Annotated in this window: 21 protein-coding genes and 1 pseudogene; 14 read left to right on the plus strand and 8 right to left on the minus strand. The window is 34.2% G+C overall.

What is annotated here, in order from left to right:
• Positions 1–154: 154 nt before the first annotated feature.
• From J3U24_RS10935 to J3U24_RS10965, 7 genes and pseudogenes are all read left to right on the plus strand, one after another.
• Complete coding sequence (locus J3U24_RS10935; RefSeq protein WP_267331078.1) at positions 155–721, plus strand: pseudouridine synthase; 567 nt, start codon at positions 155–157, stop codon at positions 719–721.
• Between the two features lie 153 nt (positions 722–874).
• A pseudogene (gene ftsY, locus J3U24_RS10940) lies at positions 875–1,798 on the plus strand (signal recognition particle-docking protein FtsY); the annotation flags it as partial.
• 9 nt (positions 1,799–1,807) lie between these two features.
• Entirely contained in the window at positions 1,808–2,467 is a 660-nt protein-coding gene (gene ftsE, locus J3U24_RS10945; protein WP_267331079.1) for a cell division ATP-binding protein FtsE, read from the plus strand.
• The gene (ftsX, locus tag J3U24_RS10950; RefSeq protein WP_267337744.1) at positions 2,467–3,435 is read left to right on the plus strand and encodes a permease-like cell division protein FtsX; all 969 of its coding nucleotides are present in this window, start codon (positions 2,467–2,469) and stop codon (positions 3,433–3,435) included. The genes ftsE and ftsX overlap by 1 nt, the downstream gene beginning before the upstream one ends.
• A 163-nt stretch (positions 3,436–3,598) precedes the next feature.
• Complete coding sequence (gene rpoH / locus J3U24_RS10955; RefSeq protein ID WP_065733540.1) at positions 3,599–4,459, plus strand: RNA polymerase sigma factor RpoH; 861 nt, start codon at positions 3,599–3,601, stop codon at positions 4,457–4,459.
• A 168-nt stretch (positions 4,460–4,627) separates the two neighbouring features.
• Positions 4,628–5,209 (plus strand): DUF2975 domain-containing protein, encoded by a 582-nt coding sequence (locus tag J3U24_RS10960; RefSeq protein ID WP_267337746.1) that lies wholly within the window; start codon positions 4,628–4,630, stop codon positions 5,207–5,209.
• Positions 5,210–5,284: 75 nt separating this feature from the next.
• Positions 5,285–5,494 (plus strand): helix-turn-helix domain-containing protein, encoded by a 210-nt coding sequence (locus J3U24_RS10965; RefSeq protein WP_065733542.1) that lies wholly within the window; start codon positions 5,285–5,287, stop codon positions 5,492–5,494.
• 4 nt (positions 5,495–5,498) lie between these two features.
• Here the strand turns inward: J3U24_RS10965 and J3U24_RS10970 are convergent, their stop codons facing one another.
• On the minus strand, positions 5,499–6,188 hold the full coding sequence (locus tag J3U24_RS10970) for an aspartate/glutamate racemase family protein (protein ID WP_267337748.1): 690 nt from the start codon (positions 6,186–6,188) through the stop codon (positions 5,499–5,501).
• A gap of 204 nt (positions 6,189–6,392) precedes the next feature.
• Between J3U24_RS10970 and J3U24_RS10975 the strand changes: the two genes are divergently transcribed.
• Genes J3U24_RS10975 through cobB form a run of 3 tightly spaced genes read left to right on the plus strand, consistent with a single transcriptional unit; the run spans position 6,393 to position 8,766 of the window.
• On the plus strand, positions 6,393–7,232 hold the full coding sequence (locus J3U24_RS10975; protein ID WP_267337749.1) for a VanW family protein: 840 nt from the start codon (positions 6,393–6,395) through the stop codon (positions 7,230–7,232).
• A complete protein-coding gene (locus J3U24_RS10980) occupies positions 7,216–8,028 on the plus strand; it encodes a hypothetical protein (protein WP_065563838.1) in 813 nt (270 codons plus the stop codon). Before J3U24_RS10975 ends, J3U24_RS10980 begins: the two co-directional genes overlap by 17 nt.
• A 45-nt stretch (positions 8,029–8,073) precedes the next feature.
• Positions 8,074–8,766, plus strand: a complete 693-nt coding sequence (gene cobB / locus J3U24_RS10985; RefSeq protein WP_267337750.1) for a Sir2 family NAD+-dependent deacetylase — start codon at positions 8,074–8,076, stop codon at positions 8,764–8,766.
• On the opposite strand, the gene mtgA is transcribed toward cobB, so the two are convergent.
• The gene (gene mtgA, locus J3U24_RS10990) at positions 8,763–9,455 is read right to left on the minus strand and encodes a monofunctional biosynthetic peptidoglycan transglycosylase (protein WP_065563836.1); all 693 of its coding nucleotides are present in this window, start codon (positions 9,453–9,455) and stop codon (positions 8,763–8,765) included. The genes cobB and mtgA overlap by 4 nt on opposite strands.
• Positions 9,456–9,500: 45 nt before the next feature.
• Positions 9,501–9,995 (minus strand): molybdopterin-guanine dinucleotide biosynthesis protein B, encoded by a 495-nt coding sequence (gene mobB / locus J3U24_RS10995; RefSeq protein WP_267337751.1) that lies wholly within the window; start codon positions 9,993–9,995, stop codon positions 9,501–9,503.
• 62 nt (positions 9,996–10,057) lie between these two features.
• Here mobB and J3U24_RS11000 point away from each other — a divergent pair, with 62 nt between their 5' ends.
• Complete coding sequence (locus J3U24_RS11000; RefSeq protein ID WP_267337752.1) at positions 10,058–11,089, plus strand: threonine aldolase family protein; 1,032 nt, start codon at positions 10,058–10,060, stop codon at positions 11,087–11,089.
• 111 nt (positions 11,090–11,200) lie between these two features.
• On the opposite strand, the gene mobA is transcribed toward J3U24_RS11000, so the two are convergent.
• Positions 11,201–11,794, minus strand: a complete 594-nt coding sequence (gene mobA, locus J3U24_RS11005) for a molybdenum cofactor guanylyltransferase MobA (protein WP_267337753.1) — start codon at positions 11,792–11,794, stop codon at positions 11,201–11,203.
• A gap of 229 nt (positions 11,795–12,023) precedes the next feature.
• On the opposite strand from mobA, the gene J3U24_RS11010 reads away from it, so the two are divergent.
• Positions 12,024–12,293, plus strand: a complete 270-nt coding sequence (locus J3U24_RS11010) for a YihD family protein (RefSeq protein WP_065563832.1) — start codon at positions 12,024–12,026, stop codon at positions 12,291–12,293.
• A gap of 14 nt (positions 12,294–12,307) precedes the next feature.
• Positions 12,308–13,051, plus strand: coding sequence for a DsbA family protein (locus J3U24_RS11015; protein ID WP_267331089.1), 744 nt, complete (start codon positions 12,308–12,310; stop codon positions 13,049–13,051).
• Positions 13,052–13,127: 76 nt separating this feature from the next.
• On the opposite strand, the gene J3U24_RS11020 is transcribed toward J3U24_RS11015, so the two are convergent.
• Both J3U24_RS11020 and J3U24_RS11025 read right to left on the minus strand, forming a co-directional pair.
• Positions 13,128–15,095 (minus strand): MacB family efflux pump subunit, encoded by a 1,968-nt coding sequence (locus J3U24_RS11020; RefSeq protein ID WP_065563830.1) that lies wholly within the window; start codon positions 15,093–15,095, stop codon positions 13,128–13,130.
• Position 15,096: 1 nt separating this feature from the next.
• Positions 15,097–16,287, minus strand: coding sequence for an efflux RND transporter periplasmic adaptor subunit (locus J3U24_RS11025; protein ID WP_267337754.1), 1,191 nt, complete (start codon positions 16,285–16,287; stop codon positions 15,097–15,099).
• A gap of 579 nt (positions 16,288–16,866) precedes the next feature.
• Here J3U24_RS11025 and J3U24_RS11030 point away from each other — a divergent pair.
• The gene (locus tag J3U24_RS11030) at positions 16,867–17,121 is read left to right on the plus strand and encodes a YfhL family 4Fe-4S dicluster ferredoxin (RefSeq protein ID WP_065563848.1); all 255 of its coding nucleotides are present in this window, start codon (positions 16,867–16,869) and stop codon (positions 17,119–17,121) included.
• Here the strand turns inward: J3U24_RS11030 and ispH are convergent.
• Positions 17,118–18,068 carry a 4-hydroxy-3-methylbut-2-enyl diphosphate reductase gene (ispH, locus tag J3U24_RS11035; RefSeq protein WP_065563829.1) on the minus strand — a complete coding sequence of 317 codons (951 nt, stop codon included), beginning with the start codon at positions 18,066–18,068 and terminating at the stop codon, positions 17,118–17,120. The genes J3U24_RS11030 and ispH overlap by 4 nt on opposite strands.
• 1 nt (position 18,069) lies before the next feature.
• Positions 18,070–18,534: a signal peptidase II gene (gene lspA / locus J3U24_RS11040; protein WP_065733549.1), complete on the minus strand. Its 465-nt coding sequence runs from the start codon at positions 18,532–18,534 to the stop codon at positions 18,070–18,072.
• Positions 18,535–18,574: the final 40 nt, after the last annotated feature.

The following is an 18,574-nucleotide window of genomic DNA, read 5'->3' on the forward strand; positions in this document are numbered from 1 at the left end:
GAACTCAGAAGTGAAACGCCGTAGTGCCGATGGTAGTGTGGGTATTACCCATGTGAGAGTAGGGTGCCGCCAGACTTTTAAATTAAAGCGAAAGCCCAGCAGCAATGCTGGGCTTTTTTGCATTCTAAGGTTATTTAATTCTTCTGAGGATAGAATGAGTTCATTAATCGCTTTTAATAAACCATTTAATGTCGTGACACAGTTTTCTGCTCATGAAAAATATCAGACATTAAAAGATTATATATCCATGCCTAGATTTTATCCTGCTGGTCGTTTAGATACTGACAGTGAAGGATTATTATTACTGACCAATGATGGTAAATTGCAGTCTAAAATTAGTTCTCCAAAATTTAAATTACCTAAAACCTATTGGGTACAAGTTGAAGGGTTAATTGATAAGCAAGCGATTGATAAATTAATCAGCGGTGTACAATTGAAGGAATTTCATACCGCACCTGCAATCGTGGATTTTTTAGAAGAGCCTATTAATTTGTGGCAACGAGTCCCACCTATTCGAGAACGCAAAACAATTCCCACTTCATGGATAAGTGTTACTATAACAGAAGGAAAAAATCGACAAGTTAGAAGAATGTGTGCCGCCGTTGGATTTCCTTGCTTACGTTTAATTCGAGTTCAGATTGGCAAGTATAATTTATTTACTCACAACCTACCCCAAGGCGAATGGCGATCTATTACTCTCAACGATCTTTATATTAAATAATTAAATTTAATTCACGATCCTTAAAAGATTCAAGGATCAAATAGATCAATAATATGATTCTCTTTGATCGAATACGTTGGGCTTTATAATAAAATAAGATAAAATGATCATTGATATTGATCATGGGATAAGTTATTTATGATTGAACAAAAAAAAGAAGGTTTTTTTTCTCGTTTAAAAAAAGGTCTTTTTAAAACTAAACAAAATATAGGATCTGGTTTTCTTAGCTTATTTAAAGGAAAAAAGATCGATGATCAACTGTTTGAAGAATTAGAAGAGCAATTGATCATTGCTGATGTTGGTTTCGATACCACACAAAAATTAATAAGCACATTAACACAACAAGCTTCAAGAAAAGAATTAAAAGATGCTGATGCATTACATGATCTATTAAAAAATGAAATGAAATCTATTTTAGATGGTGCTCAACAACCTCTAAATATAGAAAGTCATAAACCTTTTGTTATATTGATGGTTGGTGTAAACGGTGTTGGAAAAACGACGACAATTGGCAAATTAGCTCGTCAATTTCAGCAACAAGGTAAATCAGTTATGCTTGCAGCTGGCGATACTTTTCGCGCTGCTGCTGTTGAACAATTACAGGTTTGGGGTGAACGTAATAATATCCCAGTAATCGCACAACACATTAATGCTGATTCTGCATCGGTAATTTTTGATGCCATTCAAGCTGCAAAAGCGAAAAATATTGATGTATTAATTGCTGATACTGCAGGACGTTTGCAAAATAAATCACATCTGATGGATGAATTAAAAAAGATTGTACGAGTAATTAAAAAACAAGATGAAACTGCTCCTCACGAAATCATGTTAACAATAGATGCAGGAACAGGCCAAAATGCTATTAGTCAAACTAAATTATTTAATGAAGCTGTTGGTGTAACAGGGATGACATTGACTAAATTAGATGGTACTGCGAAAGGTGGTATTATATTCAGCATTGCTGATCAGTTTAATATTCCAATCCGTTATATCGGTGTCGGTGAAAAAATAGAAGACCTAAGACCATTTGTGGCTGATGATTTTATTAACGCACTGTTTGATGAAGCAGAAGAATAGAGATAAATCATGATTCGATTTGAACGTGTTAGTAAAGTTTATTCTGGTGGAAAGCCAGCTTTGCAAAATATAACATTTACTTTATCGCAAGGGGAAATGGCTTTCTTAACAGGCCATTCAGGTGCAGGTAAAAGCACATTAATGCGTTTGATTTGTGGTTTAGAAAAAGCGAATGATGGTAAAGTATTACTTAATGGTGTTGATGTTTCTCGTTTAAAAAAACATCAAGTGCCGTTTTTGCGTCGTACAATAGGTATGATATTTCAAGATCACCAATTATTATTAGATCATACTGTTTATGAGAATGTGGCTTTTCCATTAATCATTTTAGGAAAGCCAGCCGAAGAAATTAAAAAACGAGTTTCAGCAGCATTAGATAAAGTTGGATTGATTGATAAAATGAAATTTTATCCAATACAGTTATCTGGCGGGGAGCAGCAGCGCGTAGGAATAGCTCGAGCTATTGTTAATCGCCCAACCGTATTACTTGCTGATGAACCTACTGGTAATTTAGATGATAAACTTTCAAAAGATATATTGAAATTATTTGAAGAGTTTAACCAGACAGGTGTAACTGTACTGATGGCAACGCATAACATGGGGCTTATTCGTCGAAAACACCATCGAATACTCAATTTAAATCAAGGACGTTTAGAGGTTAAAAGTTGATGATAAAGGCCAAAATTAAACCATCTAAACAAAAAAAGAATAATAGCTTTTTAGGGCGGTGGAAAAGGCAGATTGGCTATGCATGGCATAATGTATTTAACTATTTTTATCAAAATATATTTGCCTCCTTGCTGACTATTTTTGTTATTGCTATTTCAATTACTTTACCGACAATAGGCTATTTACTATTAAAAAATGCAAATCAAGCAGCAGAGCAATGGTATCCAACTCCTAACGTAACAGTTTATATAAACAAAACACTTACGCCAGAGCAAACTAATAATTTAATTGACCAATTTAAAACGATTCCTGAAGTTCAAAATGTGACTTATCTTTCTCGAGATGAAACACGCGATGAATTCAAAACTTGGTCAGGATTTGATGATGCACTTGATTTACTTGCTGACAATCCATTGCCTGCAGTTGCTATCATTTTTCCAGTTGAAGAAGCTAAGCAAACTAATAAATTACACGATCTACAAGCACGATTACGAAAAATAGATGGTGTCGATGATGTACAGCTTGATGACAGTTGGTTTACGCGATTAACGGCATTAACCAATATGGTCAAATCAATAGTATGGACGATTTCAATCTTTATGATCATTGCTGTGTCACTGGTTATTGGGAATAGCATTCGGTTAAATATATTTGCTCGCAGGCAAACGATTATGGTTATGCAATTGATTGGGGCAACGGAAGGCTTTATTTTACGACCATTTTTATATAATGGTATTTTTACTGGATTAATTAGTGCTATTTTGGCTTTGGTTCTATCGAAAGTATTTATCCTTCAAATAGATTCAACCATGTTGCATGTATCGGATGTTTTTGGAACAATAGTTAATATAAATGGTCTTTCATGGGATGAAAGCTTATTAATTATTTTATTCTCGATGATTATAGGTTGGTTTTCAGCATTTATTGCTACTAAAAAGTATTTGAATAAAATGGTTATAGCTTCATAATGGTGGATTAAATATTTGCCATTTTTACCAGATCCTACATAATAAAAATTATGATAAAAATGTGAACTAAATCACATTTTAGTGGTCTAAATTAAAAGAAAGAATTTAAATTGTTACACAAGTAAGATGTAACAAAATTAGTCTAATTTAAGGGGGGAATTAAATGAGTACTGATTTAAAAATGCAAGCAGGTGCTTTAATCCCACAAGGAAATATTGAATCATATCTTCGTATGATAAATACTTATCCGATGCTAACAGCTGAGGAAGAAAAGTCTCTAGGTGAAAGACTTTATTATCATGATGATGTTGATGCAGCAAGACAATTAATTTTGTCTCATTTACGCTTTGTTGCGCATATTGCGCGTGGATATTCTGGTTACGGTCTACCACAAGCTGATTTGATTCAAGAAGGTAACATTGGTTTAATGAAAGCGGTACGTCGTTTTAATCCAGGAATGGGGGTACGTTTAGTCTCTTTTGCGGTACACTGGATAAAAGCTGAAATTCACGAATACGTACTAAAAAACTGGCGTATTGTAAAAGTCGCAACCACTAAAGCGCAAAGAAAATTATTTTTTAATTTGAGAAAAAATAAACAACGTTTAGGTTGGTTTAATAGTGCTGAAGTTGATATGGTTGCTGATGAGCTTGGCGTAAGTCGTAAAGATGTACTAGAGATGGAATCACGAATGTCAGCGCAAGATATGTCATTTGATATTGATAGTGATGACGATGATAATTCAATTGTTGCTCCTGCGCTTTATTTAGAAGATGTTAATTCTGATTTTTCTAAATCAATTGAAAATGACAATTGGGAAAATGATGCAACTGATAAATTACATGATGCATTATCTCAATTAGACGAGCGTAGCCAAGATATTATTAAAGCGCGTTGGTTAGATGCTGATGATAGCAAATCAACATTGCAGGTTTTGGCTGATAAATATAGTGTTTCGGCTGAGCGTATACGCCAACTCGAAAAAAATGCAATGAAAAAACTACGTGTTGCTATTGAAGCATAAATAATTAGTTAATTTTTTGAAGCCTTGCCGTTAAACAGCAAGGCTTTTTTATAATCACAAATAAGCTAATAACGATAAATTATTATCGTTTTATTTTAATAAATTATTGTTTTTTTATTTCCCTCAGCTTATACTCTATTTGGTAAATTTAACCAAAAGGAAATAAAAATGAACACAGATATAGCTAAAAATCAGACTCGCTTAAATCAATATTGTAAATTGATGTCAGTATTAATTTTGATCCCTATCTTATGTATGCTGATTGGAACGATATCGCCTTTGTTATATTACTTTTTTGATAAGAACAATATTGGGTTTGGATCTGATGGATATTCTTTTTTCATTTCCACGACAATGGATGATAGTATCGACATTTCCACAGGCCTAAACTTTTGGCAAGCTGCCTTAGCAACACTTATTGATACCGGCAGAATTGTTATTTTAATTTATGCTTTTAATCAACTACGATTAATGCTGGTTAATTTTGCGCAAGCGGACTATTTTTCCGTTAAATCAACAAAATACTGTTATAACTTTGGTAAATTTTTGGTAATTTGGGCGATAATGGGCATACTTTCAGAACCGGTAATAACGGCAATATTAAGTTACAATCAACCTGAGCGTTATTTTACGGTATCGTTTACTAGCGAAGATTTTATGACATTGCTTTTAGCAATCAGTATTATGCTAATTGGTCAGATCTTAAAAAAGGCCTGTCAGATCGCTGAAGAAAATAGACAGTTTATCTAAATATGGCATATAAATAATAACGTTGAGTACGATACAATGACGTTAACCTAGAAAACGATTTAATAGGATCTTAATGTGGCAATTATTATAAATTTAGATGTAATGCTGGCTAAACGCAAAGTTAAATCCAAAGACTTAGCAGCCGCAATCGGTATTACTGAACAAAATTTATCATTACTAAAGCAAGGTAAAGTAAAAGGATTCAGACTGGCAACCCTCGAGGCAATCTGTAAACACTTAGATTGCCAACCGGGTGATATATTAGAATATACTGATAAAGAGTAAATGATTAAATTATTGCAAATAAGGCGGCTTCCTCGGCATGCAATAAAGCGGTATCAAAAAATGGCGTCAGGCAATCTGCCTGTTGGATTAACAAGCCAATTTCAGTGCAACCCAGTATAACGCCTTGTGCTCCTTGGTTAACAAGTTTATCAATAATATCAAGATAAGCTTGTTTAGCGCTTGGCTTAATTATGCCATGGCAGAGTTCATCATAGATAATTTGATTGATGATCATTCTATCTTGCTCATCGGGAATCAGTACTTTCAAACCTTTATTAGTCAGTTTTGATTTATAAAAGTCTTGTTCCATCGTATATTTTGTTCCTAGCAAAGCAACCGTATGAATATTGCCTTTGATTAAGTGCTGTGCCGTAACATCAGCAATATGGAGAATGGGAATATCAATGGCAGCTTGAACCTGATCAGCGACTTTATGCATCGTATTGGTACAAATCACGATAAAATCTGCCCCAGCTAATTCTAGTATTTTCGCGGCATCAATTAAAATAAGCGCACTTTTATCCCATTCACCATGGGACTGACAATGTTCAATTTCTTGAAAGTCGACACTATATAAAAGTGTCTTGGCTGAATGTAATCCTCCTAATGATTTTCCTACCATTTGATTGATCACTTGATAATAAGTCACTGTACTTTCCCAGCTCATCCCACCGATTAAACCTATTGTTTTCATTTTATCCATTTCCTAAACGTATTAAGCGAACTGTGTGATTAAAATTATGTCGAAGAGATTAAATTTGTTAAATGTTAAGGTATTTTGGTAAATAAACCAAAGCGTCTTGTAACAATTTTTTAAACTTAAAAAACGTATATAACATAGTATATAAATCTTTTGATGCTATAATCGATATTAGTAGAATATAAGGAAAAAGCAATAATGCGAAAGCCGTTATCCAGTTATCATCCCTTACTTTATTGGTTAAGGGTAAATCAGCGTCGCTTGTTTCGTCATTTGTACTGGTATTGTTCTTCGCGTCAATATAGCTTAAAACGTAGTCATGATTTACGTTTACCTTTTCGCTATAAAAAACATACCTCTAAATTAATACGTCGATTGGGTAACAGCGATATTCAGCTTCAATACAATAAAGTCACAAACCTAAAAATTGCCGTTGATTCGTTAAATGGAATCTTAATTAAACCTGGTGAATATTTCTCGTTTTGCCGATTAGTCGGAAAACCAACTAAAAAGCGGGGATTTGTGAATGGAATGGAACTTTCATTTGGCGTAGCTCGTTCAGGTATTGGCGGTGGTATATGTCAGATCAGTAATTTAATTCATTGGTTAGCTCTCCATTCAGAACTCCAAATAGTTGAGCGAGCAAATCATAGCTTTGATCCTTTTCCTGATGATGGTCGTGTGTTACCTTTTGGTTCGGGTGCCGCTATTTTTTATAATTATATTGATCTTATTATTCATAATCCTACCGATAAAACGTTTCAAATTATGCTTCATGTTGGCGATCACCAACTAGAGGGTGAGCTATTATGTGATGAAGAAAGACTATACAGCTATCATGTTTATGAAAAGCAGCATGCCTTTATTAAAAGGCAAGGTGTTATCTATAGAAAAAATGAAATCTGGAGAGACACCATGACCAAAAACAATGTCGGTGGCGCCCCGGCATGTATTTGCTCTGAAATGATGTATAAAAATAATGTAATTGTAAAATACGAAGTGAATGGAGAATTGATAACAAATGAAGAAAGCCAGTAAATATCTATTATTAATGCTAATTATGTGTTTTTCCGTTTCATGTTTTGCTGATCCCAAAGTAATTCATGTCGTTGTTGCATTATGTGATAATAAGTATCAAGGAATTGTACCCGTTCCAGCAGCAATCGGTAATGGTCAAGATCCAAAAAATAATCTTTATTGGGGCGCCGCCTATGGCTTTAAAACATTTTTTAGTAAACAAAAAGAATGGCAAGTAGTCCAAGTCAATAAACCTCAAGAGGGTAAAATATTAGAAGAGATTATCTATAAACATAAAAGCAAAGATGTTTATATTATTGCGCAAGCTTATGATGGTAAATATATTGATAATACGATTGATGATTTTATTAATTACTCAGCAGGCAAAAAACAATCAACATTTACCCTAGATAACAAAAAAATAATCGCTGGCGGTGGTAAAGCTAATTTAGTTGTTTACATTGGTCACAATGGTTTAATGGAATGGTCTTGGAGTAAATTCTTTGGTTATGAAACGAGTTGGGCGTCAAACTCAAAAGAAGAGAAAGAAAAGCAAAAATCGCGCTATGCGGCCGTTTTTGCTTGTAAAAGTCAAAAATATTTTTCCAAACCGTTATTAGCTACCGGAATTTCGCCATTGATATTAACCATGCAGTATATGGCTCCGGAAGCGTATAGTGTGCACGCTATGATTGATAGTTGGTTAAATGGTGAAAGCAAAGCAAATGTAAGATCAAAAGTAGCTAGTGCTTATAGTAAGTATCAAAACTTAAAAAAACCTGCTATGAGCATGTTTACAACCGAATATAGCCAATAGCAAATCAATTAAACCTACCTAATTAGAAAGATAAGAAGTTAAGGTATGATGAAAGAAACGAAAATTGTTATTTTAACGGGTGCGGGTATTTCTGCGGAATCTGGACTATCGACATTCCGTGCACAAGATGGATTGTGGGAAGGATATGATGTTAATGATGTTGCAACCTATGAAGGTTATAGTCGCGATCCCATTGCGGTCCATTCTTTCTATAATATGCTACGAAAAAAATTACAAAGCCCTGAGGTAAAACCAAACTTAGCGCATTTTGCTTTAGCTGAGCTTGAACATAAGCTCGGCAGTGAAAATGTATTAATTGTGACACAAAATGTTGATAATCTTCATGAGCGGGCGGGTTCTAAAAATATTATTCACATGCATGGCGAATTATTGAAAGTTCGTAATGAACAAACTGGGCAAATCATTGATTGTCATCGAGATGTGGATTATGTAAAAAATAAGCTTATTCGTCCACACATAGTATGGTTTGGTGAAATCCCATTAGAGATGAATAAAATTTACCATGCGCTTTCACAAGCTGACTATTTTATTTCGATTGGTACATCGGGCAATGTTTACCCGGCAGCGGGTTTTGTAGAGGTTGCTAATCAATCGGGAGCAAAAACTGTTGAGCTCAATTTAGAGCCGAGTTTGGGGGAAAGTTTATTTCAAACCAAAATTTACGGCCCTGCAAGTAAAATTGTGCCTGAATTTGTAAAAACATTAAGCGTTAATTAATTAAGTTTCTTCAAATATTTTTTCGTATCTAAATTTTCCATTTGGCCTAGGATCCATTTTGCTTTTTTTTGTGTAAGGATATTAGGATTAACTGGACTCCATTTTCTAGGATTAGGTAAAATTGCAGCCAGTAAACTAGCTTGCTCTTTGGTTAATTGCTTTGCACTGACACCAAAGTAGTGGCGTGAGGCGGCCTCAATACCAAAAATCCCTTCACCCCATTCAACGCTATTTAAATAAATCTCAAGTGTCCGTTGCTTTGACCAAATAAGCTCAATCCAAACTGTGAACCATGATTCAACACCTTTGCGGATCCAATTTCGCGATGACCATAAAAAAATATTTTTCGCAACTTGCTGAGTGATGGTACTGGCGCCACGGATTTTTCTATTATTTTTATTATAATTTAACGCACGGTTTATAGCCTTAAAATCAAATCCCCAATGATTGGCAAATTGCTGATCTTCAGCAGCTATAACGGCAATCTTAATATTATCTGAAATTTGATCCCAATCTTTCCAAATTCGTTGTTGATTAATATTCCAGTTAGCGATCTTTCTTTCGACCATCAACATGGAACCCCAAGGATTAACCCAACGCATAAGCAGAATAAGAAAAACAGAGAAAAGCATTAATCCAATTAGGACTTTCTTGGCAATGCTTATAGTTTTTCTTAGTCGAAATTTCATAATGATAATATTAGTTAAAAAAACAGTTAAGTAAAATACGATATATTAACGGCAAAATAAATAATTATTTATAAAATTCACAATTTGCTCTGGTTGATTAATATCTAATACAGGTAAAGATGTTATTAACGGCTCATCGCTAGCAACAGCAATGGTAAAATCATCAATAAATAATGGTTTTTGACATTGTGTTAGATGACACATAATTTTAGGAATTTGTTCATCTTTAAATCCCTCAATTAATATCACATCAACATCGGTAAACCGATTAATAAGCGTTTTTAGATCTGCTGGGGTATCGGGTGTTTCCTCAATCAATGCGTAACGTTTATCGCAGGCAACAATAGTTTGTAATGCTCCCGATTTGCGTAGCTCATAACTATCTTTGCCAGGGATATCTAACTCAATATCATGATGGGCATGTTTTAATGAACCTACTTTAATATTTCGCAAAACCATTAACTGAATAATCTTTTTTAGCAAAGTAGTTTTACCACATCCACTATATCCAGTGATACCAATAATTTTTTTATTATTCATAGATTCTCAACAATAACGTGCTATATTTAAACGTAAATATTATTTTATACAAGATTAATGATATGTACGATTTTTTAAATGATTATAATCAAACAGTACACCCTAAATTGTTAGAAGAATTTATCAATATCAATAATAAAAAGTTGATTGGATATGGCTTAGATGATTGTTGTAATGATGCAATCGATCAGATTAGGAAAAGATTAAAATCCCCGAATGCAGACATACATTTTATGGCTGGTGGGACAATTACCAATTTAACAACCATTTCACATATACTAAAACCATATCAGGCTGTGATTGCAGCGGAAACTGGACACATCAATGTGCATGAAACGGGTGCAATTGAAGCCACAGGACATAAGGTTGTAACGGTGAAAACTGAAGATGGAAAATTAACACCAGAATCCATAAAACCTGTTTTAGATTATCATTGTGACGAGCACATGGTCCAACCAAAGCTGATATACATTTCCAACACTACCGAATTAGGTACCCTATATACCAAACAAGAGCTAAAAAAACTGTATCAATTTTGTGAAAAAAATCATTTATATCTTTATTTAGATGGTGCGCGTTTAGCTATGGCATTAGGCGCTAAAGATAATGACATTACTTTCCCTGATTTAGCCAAATATACCGATGTATTTTATATTGGTGGCACTAAAGTTGGTGGTTTTGCTGGTGAAGCGTTGGTATTTAACAATCATACTATTAATCGCGACTTCCGTTTTAATATGAAACAAAAAGGAGCAATATTAGCTAAAAGTTGGATTATAGCTGTACAATTTAAAGCGTTAATGCAAAATAACCTTTATCTTTCATTAGGCAAACATAGCAATATGATGGCTGAAAAACTTACAAACTTATTTGAAAATGAGGGATTCACCTTTGCAGCCAAACCACAAACCAACCAGCTGTTTGTCAATTTACCGAATCAATTAGCCAAAAAAATTACTTCACGTTATGCTGTGGATAATTTAGGGCAAAGTGATCCAAACCATATTTGTTTACGTTTTTGCACTTCGTGGTCAACACAAGAAGTTGAAATAGAAAACTTTGCTCAAGAATTAAAAAAATTGCTTAAAAAATGACAGTAAGTTTTTATCTATCAAACTGTTAATAATATAAAATATAAAAAAAGTTGAGGAACGGGGTTTTTAAACAAAAAAAATCAATAAGCTAAAAAAGGCTCGATTTGTGATTTATTTATTCGCCTCAATTACCAAATTGGCATTTTCTAGCATATCAACTGTATTAATATTGATAAAACTAGTAGGCGTATCGCTAAAATCAACAGCAGTTGCATGAATCTTCTTTAAAAACAACATCAGTTTGCGATCACCGTTTTCCAAATATTTTTTTAGTTGAGTAATGACAGATTTATTGATTAATAAAATGGTTGGGTGATTATCCTTACCATCAAAAGGGAAAATAGCTTGATGAGTAGCTGAAAATTTTGTTAAACGAGCGAGCAAATCATGTGGTAAAAAAGGGGTATCACAACTAACAAATAAGTTCCAATCTGTATTGCTTCGTAATAAGCCACTATAGATTCCGGCAAGCGGCCCTAAAAATCCTTTTAAATCATCACCAAAAATAGGGTAGTTTAGCGAACCATATTGATCATCATGCCGATTACAATTAATCATTATAAAATCGACTTGAGGTTTGATGCGATCAATTACATGTTGAAAAAGTGGTTTCCCAGCTAATAACATCAAGCCTTTATCCACACCATTCATGCGGTTACTCTGACCACCAGCTAAAATAATAGCAGTAATAGGCAGTTTTTCCATAAATTCTTTCTCTTTTACATTGCCAAAAAGCAAAATAACATTACTATATAGCAAAGTTATTTTTTAGACATAAAATATATTTGTTTATGAATCTTTTAAATGGACAATTTAAATTTAAAGCCGAGTATATACTAGAAGCTTATTAATATATAGATTGTAAAGTAAAGATTAACATAAAGGTTTATGTCATCACCTATCAACTTAGTTGAATAATTAAAAGGTAGTTATTATGAAATGTCATCGTATTGATGAGTTAATTGAGTTATTACAACCAGCTTGGGAAAATGATTCAGATCTCAATTTATTACAGCTTTTAGATAAATTGGGTAAAGAAGCTGGTTTTGATGGTAATTTAAAAGATCTTAGTGATGAGGTTTTAATTTATCATTTAAAAATGCGTAATTCAGATAAAAACGAAGCTATACCTGGATTAAAAAAAGATTATGAAGATGATTTTAAATCAGCAATATTAAAAGCTCGCGGAATTATTAAAGAATAAGGAGAATAAATTAAATGAAAAAAACGCTTATTGCTATTGGAGTATTATTAACTTCTATAACCTGTTTTGCGCAAGAAGCGCCGGCAGATAATAAAAATGATACTCAACCAGCTACAGCAAATGTTGCTGAGCAGTTAAAACCGATTGAACAAGGTGAACAATATGGTGTTTTACCATTTGAACCCTCTCCAGATAAAGAGGTTGTAGAGTTTTTCTCATTCAACTGTCCTAGCTGTTTTAAATTTGAAAGCGAATATCATGCAACAGACGCGATTGCTAAAGCTTTACCAAATGGTACTAAATTTAAACGTTATCATTTAGACAATTTTGGTCCGTTAGCTAAAGAGCTAGCTGAAGCATGGGCGGTGGCTAATGTATTAGGTATTGAAGATAAAGTGTCAGATGCACTTTATAAAGCTGTACAAACCGAGCGTAAATTAAAAACTGCTGATGATATTAAAGCTGTCTTTGCAGACTTAGGTGTTGATGCTGATCAGTTTGATAAAACCAAACAAAGTTTTTTAGTTAAAGCGTTTATGACACAACAAACTGAGGCCTATAACCAATTAAGACCTGAGTCAATTCCAACTGTTGTGGTTAATCGTAAGTTTTTTGTGAACTCGCGTGGTCTTAATACTAAAAATACCACTGATTATGTCAAAGATTATGCGAGAGTTACTGCCTACTTAGTGGATTTAGATCCGCATGTTAAGGTAGAAATTGATAAAAAAACTGAAAGTGAAGAACAAAATAATTAATTTTTAAACGGTTATTAACAAATTGTCATCCCTTTGCAGTTTATCGTGCAAAGGGATTTTATTTTAATAGCGCTTTTTATTCTCTTTCTAATGCATAAATTGGATCAAGTTTTGCGGCTCGTTTTGCTGGAAAATACCCAAAAATTATGCCAATTATACTTGAACAGCTAAAGGCAGCGATAATTGAAATGATTGAAAAACGCATTGCAAATGATGTGACAAAATAATTAAAAATCCCACCGACCACAAATGATAATAAAATACCTAATGTTCCGCCGATCAAACACACTAATACCGCTTCGATTAAAAACTGTTGCAATATATCACTTGAGCGTGCTCCAACAGCCATGCGCACACCAATTTCTCGAGTTCTTTCGGTAACCGATACTAGCATGATATTCATTACCCCAATACCACCGACTAACAGTGATATAAATGCAATGGTTGAGATTAATAATGTTAACACCCAAGCCGAGGAATTAACCGTTTCACGGATACTATCTGAATTAAAGATAAAAAAGTCTTTAACACCATGCCGTTGTATCATGATTTTATTAATCGCTTGTTCAGCAACTGATAAATCAACATTATCATTAATCCGAACCGTAATACTTCTTAACGATGTTTGTCCAACCATGCGATTAATGACAGTGGTATAAGGTAACCAGATATTAAGACTCTCATTATTACCAAATCCCTGTTGTTGTTTGGTGGCAACACCAATTACTCTTACCGGCAATTGACCCACCATAAGAATTTTTCCAATTGGATTTTCATTCTTAAATAACTGTTTAACGGTATTTTCATCGATAACGGCATCTTGTGCTGATGATGCAACGCTAGCTTGGTCAAAAGCAATGCCTTGGGTGATGTTATAACCACGAACGGCAAAAAATTGCTCTCCCACACCATTTACTGTACCAGTCATCGCCAAATTTTTGACTCGAAAATAGACTGATGTTGCCAGGTTTGGGGTTGTGCTATGAACAAAATTCTGTTTCGCTAAAAAGTCAGCATCGGATGAGCGTAGGGTGGTAATTTTATCTGCATTACGATCCCCAAATCCGCTACCGGGATAAATCTCTAGCGTGCTTGTTCCTAATGAGTTTATATTCGAGAGTATTTTTTGTTTTGTGCCTTCTCCTAATGCAACCATGGAAACGACAGAGGCTATGCCAATGATGATACCAAGCATGGTTAGAAAAGTGCGTAATCGTTGAGAACGCATCGACAATATCGCCATATTAAAGGCGTCTCGAAAACGATTGTATTTAGCTTGAAAGTTGTCTTGGGTTTTAGTGGTTTCGATCTGTTTAACTTGGCGATTATCTTTTTTTTCTTCTACCTGATAGTTAGGATTGATTGAATCTGAGATAATATTTCCGTCACTGATTTCAATAATTCGCTCTGCACTTTGGGCAATATTGCTATCATGCGTTACAATAATCACAGTATGCCCTTGTTTATGAAGTTCTCGCAAGATAGCCATAACTTCTAATCCGCTTTTACGGTCAAGTGCGCCTGTTGGTTCATCTGCTAAAATAACTTGTCCGCCATTTATTAAGGCTCGAGCAATACTGACACGCTGTTGTTGACCTCCCGATAATTGACTGGGTTTATTATTAATTTTATCTTCAAGCCCTAAACGCGTTAATATTTCAATAGCTCGTTTTTTTCGTTGTTCATTAGTGATTCCTGCATAAATGGCGGGAATTTCAACGTTACCTTGTGCAGTTAAGGCGCTTAATAAATGATAGCGTTGAAAGATAAATCCAAAATGTTCTCGACGTAATTCAGCTAATTCATCGGGTGATAATTTATTGGTGGTTCGACCTCCAATTGTATAGACTCCCGAGCTTGGTTTATCTAAACAACCTAAAATATTCATTAACGTCGATTTGCCAGAGCCAGATGCACCAATAATGGCAACCATTTCACCGGCATTAATCGTTAAATTGATATTTTTAAGTACTTGTATGGTTGAATCACCGGCTGGAAATTCACGAACAATATTTTCAAGTTTGATAAGTGGATTATTTGTCATATCAAAATCTTATCCTCGGCGTGCGTCCATTAGGATTAAATAATGCGCCATTGTTACTACCAATAATGACGACTTCACCTTCTTTAAGTCCCGATTTGATTTCCACATTGACATTATTATTGATACCTAGACTGACTTCTCGTTCTTCAACATTATTATGTTGATCAAGTAGATAAATAATCGCTTTATTATCTGCTAAATTTTTTTGAACAGCTTGGGATGGAATAGTCAGTACATTTTTCGCTTCAGCTAACACAATATATACTTGAGCTGTCATTGAAATACGTAAAAGATGATCAGGATTATCAACATCAAATAAACCATTGTAGTAAATTGCACTTTTGGTGGTAGATGATGCGCTTAACGTAGAGTTTTCAGTATTAATTGAGTCAGGTGCAGGCTCAATCGATCTTAATGTTAATCCCTCAAACCGCTTGTTTGGTTGTCCTAATATTGTGAAATAAACGGGCATACCTTTTTTAACACCAATAACATCGGCTTCCGAAATTTGTGCTTCAATGGTCATTTTATCCAATTGAGCGACTTTAACGATAGTCGGAGCACTTTGTACCGAGTTTACCGTTTGCCCTTGGTCGACAGGAATGGCAACAATAACACCATCAATTGGTGAGCGTATTTTGGTATAACCTAAATTAACTTTTGCAGTATCAACTGCCACTTGAGCGCTAACAATATCTGCATCAAGCGCTGCAATATCAGCTTTGATTGCATCAAGATCGGCTTTTGCTGAATCTAAATCTGATTGGACACCAACCCCTTTTTTAACCAGTTTTAATTGGCGTTCATAAGTTAGTTGATAGTTAACTAATTTTGCTTGCTTAGATGTACGCTGAGCTTCCAAGCTGTTTAATTTTGCTTCAGATTGTTTGAGATCGTTACTTTGTTTAAGATCATCAATCTCAGCAATCATATCTCCCTGCTTAACTTCATCGCCAAGTTCAACATACAATTTTTTGATTTGTCCAGAAACTTGTGCACCAACACTAACTTGTTTAAAAGCGCTTATAGTGCCATCAGCAAGAACCGTTTTCTCAACATTTCCTTTCGTTACTGGCGACGTAATATAATTAACGGCCTGCTCTGAAGGAAAAAAAATTAATTTTCCTAAATAAAGCACAACTAAAGTGGCAATAAAGATAACGATATATTTGAATCTAAAGAATTTTGCCAATTTTTCATCCTTTCGTTTTTGTTATTTTTTGAGCATTGTATCGTATTAATTTCATTTGCAATGATAACTAAAGATAATAAATTGTAATTTTTATGAAAATTTTTAACTGTATTAAAGATATTTCTGAATTGATAGAAAAAATCACCTTTCTTTTAATATGTACTTAAAAATTTGATTATAAATATCATTAGATAATCATACATAGGAATACTTGTTTATTGCACAAAAAAGTAGGCAATTCCTAATTAACTTACTAATGGAAATTAGTGAAGCTTTGAGCCGTTCCTTTGTTCAATTTACTAATAAAACTATTTTCGCGTCAAGCTGATAAGTTTCTAAAATAATTCTAAAATTCCAATAACTATTTAGGTGGATGATATGATTAGGAACACTTATTTTGATATGCATTAGGCTTTAATTTTCAAATTTATGCAATTTTAGACCTTCAAAAACCCCGTTCCTCAAAATTTTTTGCAAAAGTTTTGTCAATACTCAATGTAAATGTAGATCCGTATTAGGATTTATTTAGGATTGCGTTATAATGGCGCAAATTTTTTATTCGTTAAAGATATTGTAGCAATGGCGTTAAAAATAACTGATAAGTGTATTAATTGTGATATGTGTGAACCTGAATGTCCAAATGAGGCCATTTCAATGGGGTTCGATACTTATGAAATTGATCCAAATAAATGCACTGAGTGTGTCGGTTATTATGATCATTCTACCTGTCAACGCGTCTGTCCAATTCAAAATGCGATTATTGCTGATCCAGAGCATGTTGAAACTCAAGACGAATTATTGCAAAAATTTAAGCAACTAACACACTCTTCTTAATCAGTTGTTTTAACTTCTATACGTAACTCTTTGGGAATTTCAAAAGTAATATTTTCTGAAATACCTTCGGTTTCAATCATTGATGTACAACCTAAACTTTTTAGATGCTCAATAACTTGTTTAACTAAAATTTCTGGGGCAGAAGCGCCAGCGGTGACACCAATAGTTTGAGCATTTTCTAGCCATTTAAGATTGATGTCTGAGGCGTAGTCGATTAAGTAGGCATTTTTGCTGTTTCGTCTTGCAAGCTCTGCTAATCGACTGGAGTTTGATGAATTTTTAGATCCAACCACTAAGACAATATCGGCTTGAGATGATAACTGCTTAACTGCTTGTTGGCGGTTAGTGGTGGCATAACAAATATCGTTTTTACGAGGGCTACGAATATTGGGAAATCGATTTTTTAACGCTTCAATGATTTCTGCGGTATCATCAACCGATAAGGTTGTTTGTGTTGTAAAACAGAGATGATTGTCATTTTTTACTTGCAAGTTTTGTACATCTTTAATTGATTCGACTAAATAGATTCCACCTGCTGGATTACTATATTGTCCCATCGTGCCATCTACTTCAATATGGCCAGCATGACCAATAAGAATAACCTCTTCACCTCGATAGCTTGCTCTGGCGACTTCCATATGAACTTTAGTTACTAAAGGGCATGTTGCATCGAATATTCGTAGCTGGCGACGTTTGGCTTCATCACGAACTGTTTTAGATACCCCATGGGCAGAAAAAATAAGGATACTGTCGTCTGGGACATCATTGAGATCTTCGATAAATATTGCGCCAAGTTCTTTAAGACGGTTAACTACGTAGCGATTATGTACAACTTCATGGCGAACATAAACAGGAGCACCAAATAGCTCAAGCGCGCGTTCAACGATAGTAATAGCTCGATCTACTCCAGCACAAAAGCCACGAGGATTAGCGAGTATAATCTGCATATTAGTCAGTCTTTTTAGCATAATTGCTTAGGATGTAAAATCCAATACCTAAACAAATCGCACAATCAGCAATATTAAAAGTTGGGTAGTGCCAATCACCAAAATTGACATCTAGAAAGTCGACAACAAATCCATGGTAAAGACGGTCAAATAGGTTTCCTAATGCACCACCTAAAATTAATGCTAATGAAAAATTTTCTAATTTTTGCTTATGGTTACTGCGATATAACATATAAACAATTACGACACTAACAGCAAAAGCTACGGCAGCAAGTATCCATCGTTGACCTTCAAAAATACTGAAAGCTGCGCCAATATTATGTACATAGGTGATAGAGAAGAAGGGTAAAAGATTTACAGATTCAAATAAGTAAAAATTATTTATAATCCAGAATTTACTTGCGATATCGATAATAAAAACTACAACCGCAAATAATAACCAGTGAAGTCCGTTATCTTTTTTCATATAATTTATGCTCATTATTATAATACCGCCGACAATCGTC

Source organism: Gilliamella sp. B2785, from assembly GCF_026537005.1.
Taxonomy (GTDB): Bacteria; Pseudomonadota; Gammaproteobacteria; order Enterobacterales; family Orbaceae; genus Gilliamella; species Gilliamella apicola_E.

Coding starts and splice junctions, on each gene's coding strand:
- J3U24_RS10980 (WP_065563838.1), top strand. CDS start 7,216: ATGAAGAAAGCCAGTAAATATCTATTATTAATGCTAATTATGTGTTTT.
- J3U24_RS11030 (WP_065563848.1), top strand. CDS start 16,867: ATGGCGTTAAAAATAACTGATAAGTGTATTAATTGTGATATGTGTGAA.
- mtgA (WP_065563836.1), bottom strand. CDS start 9,455: ATGAAATTTCGACTAAGAAAAACTATAAGCATTGCCAAGAAAGTCCTA.
- J3U24_RS10975 (WP_267337749.1), top strand. CDS start 6,393: ATGCGAAAGCCGTTATCCAGTTATCATCCCTTACTTTATTGGTTAAGG.
- cobB (WP_267337750.1), top strand. CDS start 8,074: ATGATGAAAGAAACGAAAATTGTTATTTTAACGGGTGCGGGTATTTCT.
- mobA (WP_267337753.1), bottom strand. CDS start 11,794: ATGGAAAAACTGCCTATTACTGCTATTATTTTAGCTGGTGGTCAGAGT.
- mobB (WP_267337751.1), bottom strand. CDS start 9,995: ATGAATAATAAAAAAATTATTGGTATCACTGGATATAGTGGATGTGGT.
- J3U24_RS11010 (WP_065563832.1), top strand. CDS start 12,024: ATGAAATGTCATCGTATTGATGAGTTAATTGAGTTATTACAACCAGCT.
- J3U24_RS11015 (WP_267331089.1), top strand. CDS start 12,308: ATGAAAAAAACGCTTATTGCTATTGGAGTATTATTAACTTCTATAACC.
- J3U24_RS10935 (WP_267331078.1), top strand. CDS start 155: ATGAGTTCATTAATCGCTTTTAATAAACCATTTAATGTCGTGACACAG.
- J3U24_RS11000 (WP_267337752.1), top strand. CDS start 10,058: ATGTACGATTTTTTAAATGATTATAATCAAACAGTACACCCTAAATTG.
- rpoH (WP_065733540.1), top strand. CDS start 3,599: ATGAGTACTGATTTAAAAATGCAAGCAGGTGCTTTAATCCCACAAGGA.
- J3U24_RS10960 (WP_267337746.1), top strand. CDS start 4,628: ATGAACACAGATATAGCTAAAAATCAGACTCGCTTAAATCAATATTGT.
- lspA (WP_065733549.1), bottom strand. CDS start 18,534: ATGAAAAAAGATAACGGACTTCACTGGTTATTATTTGCGGTTGTAGTT.
- ftsE (WP_267331079.1), top strand. CDS start 1,808: ATGATTCGATTTGAACGTGTTAGTAAAGTTTATTCTGGTGGAAAGCCA.
- ispH (WP_065563829.1), bottom strand. CDS start 18,068: ATGCAGATTATACTCGCTAATCCTCGTGGCTTTTGTGCTGGAGTAGAT.
- ftsX (WP_267337744.1), top strand. CDS start 2,467: ATGATAAAGGCCAAAATTAAACCATCTAAACAAAAAAAGAATAATAGC.
- J3U24_RS10970 (WP_267337748.1), bottom strand. CDS start 6,188: ATGAAAACAATAGGTTTAATCGGTGGGATGAGCTGGGAAAGTACAGTG.
- J3U24_RS11020 (WP_065563830.1), bottom strand. CDS start 15,095: ATGACAAATAATCCACTTATCAAACTTGAAAATATTGTTCGTGAATTT.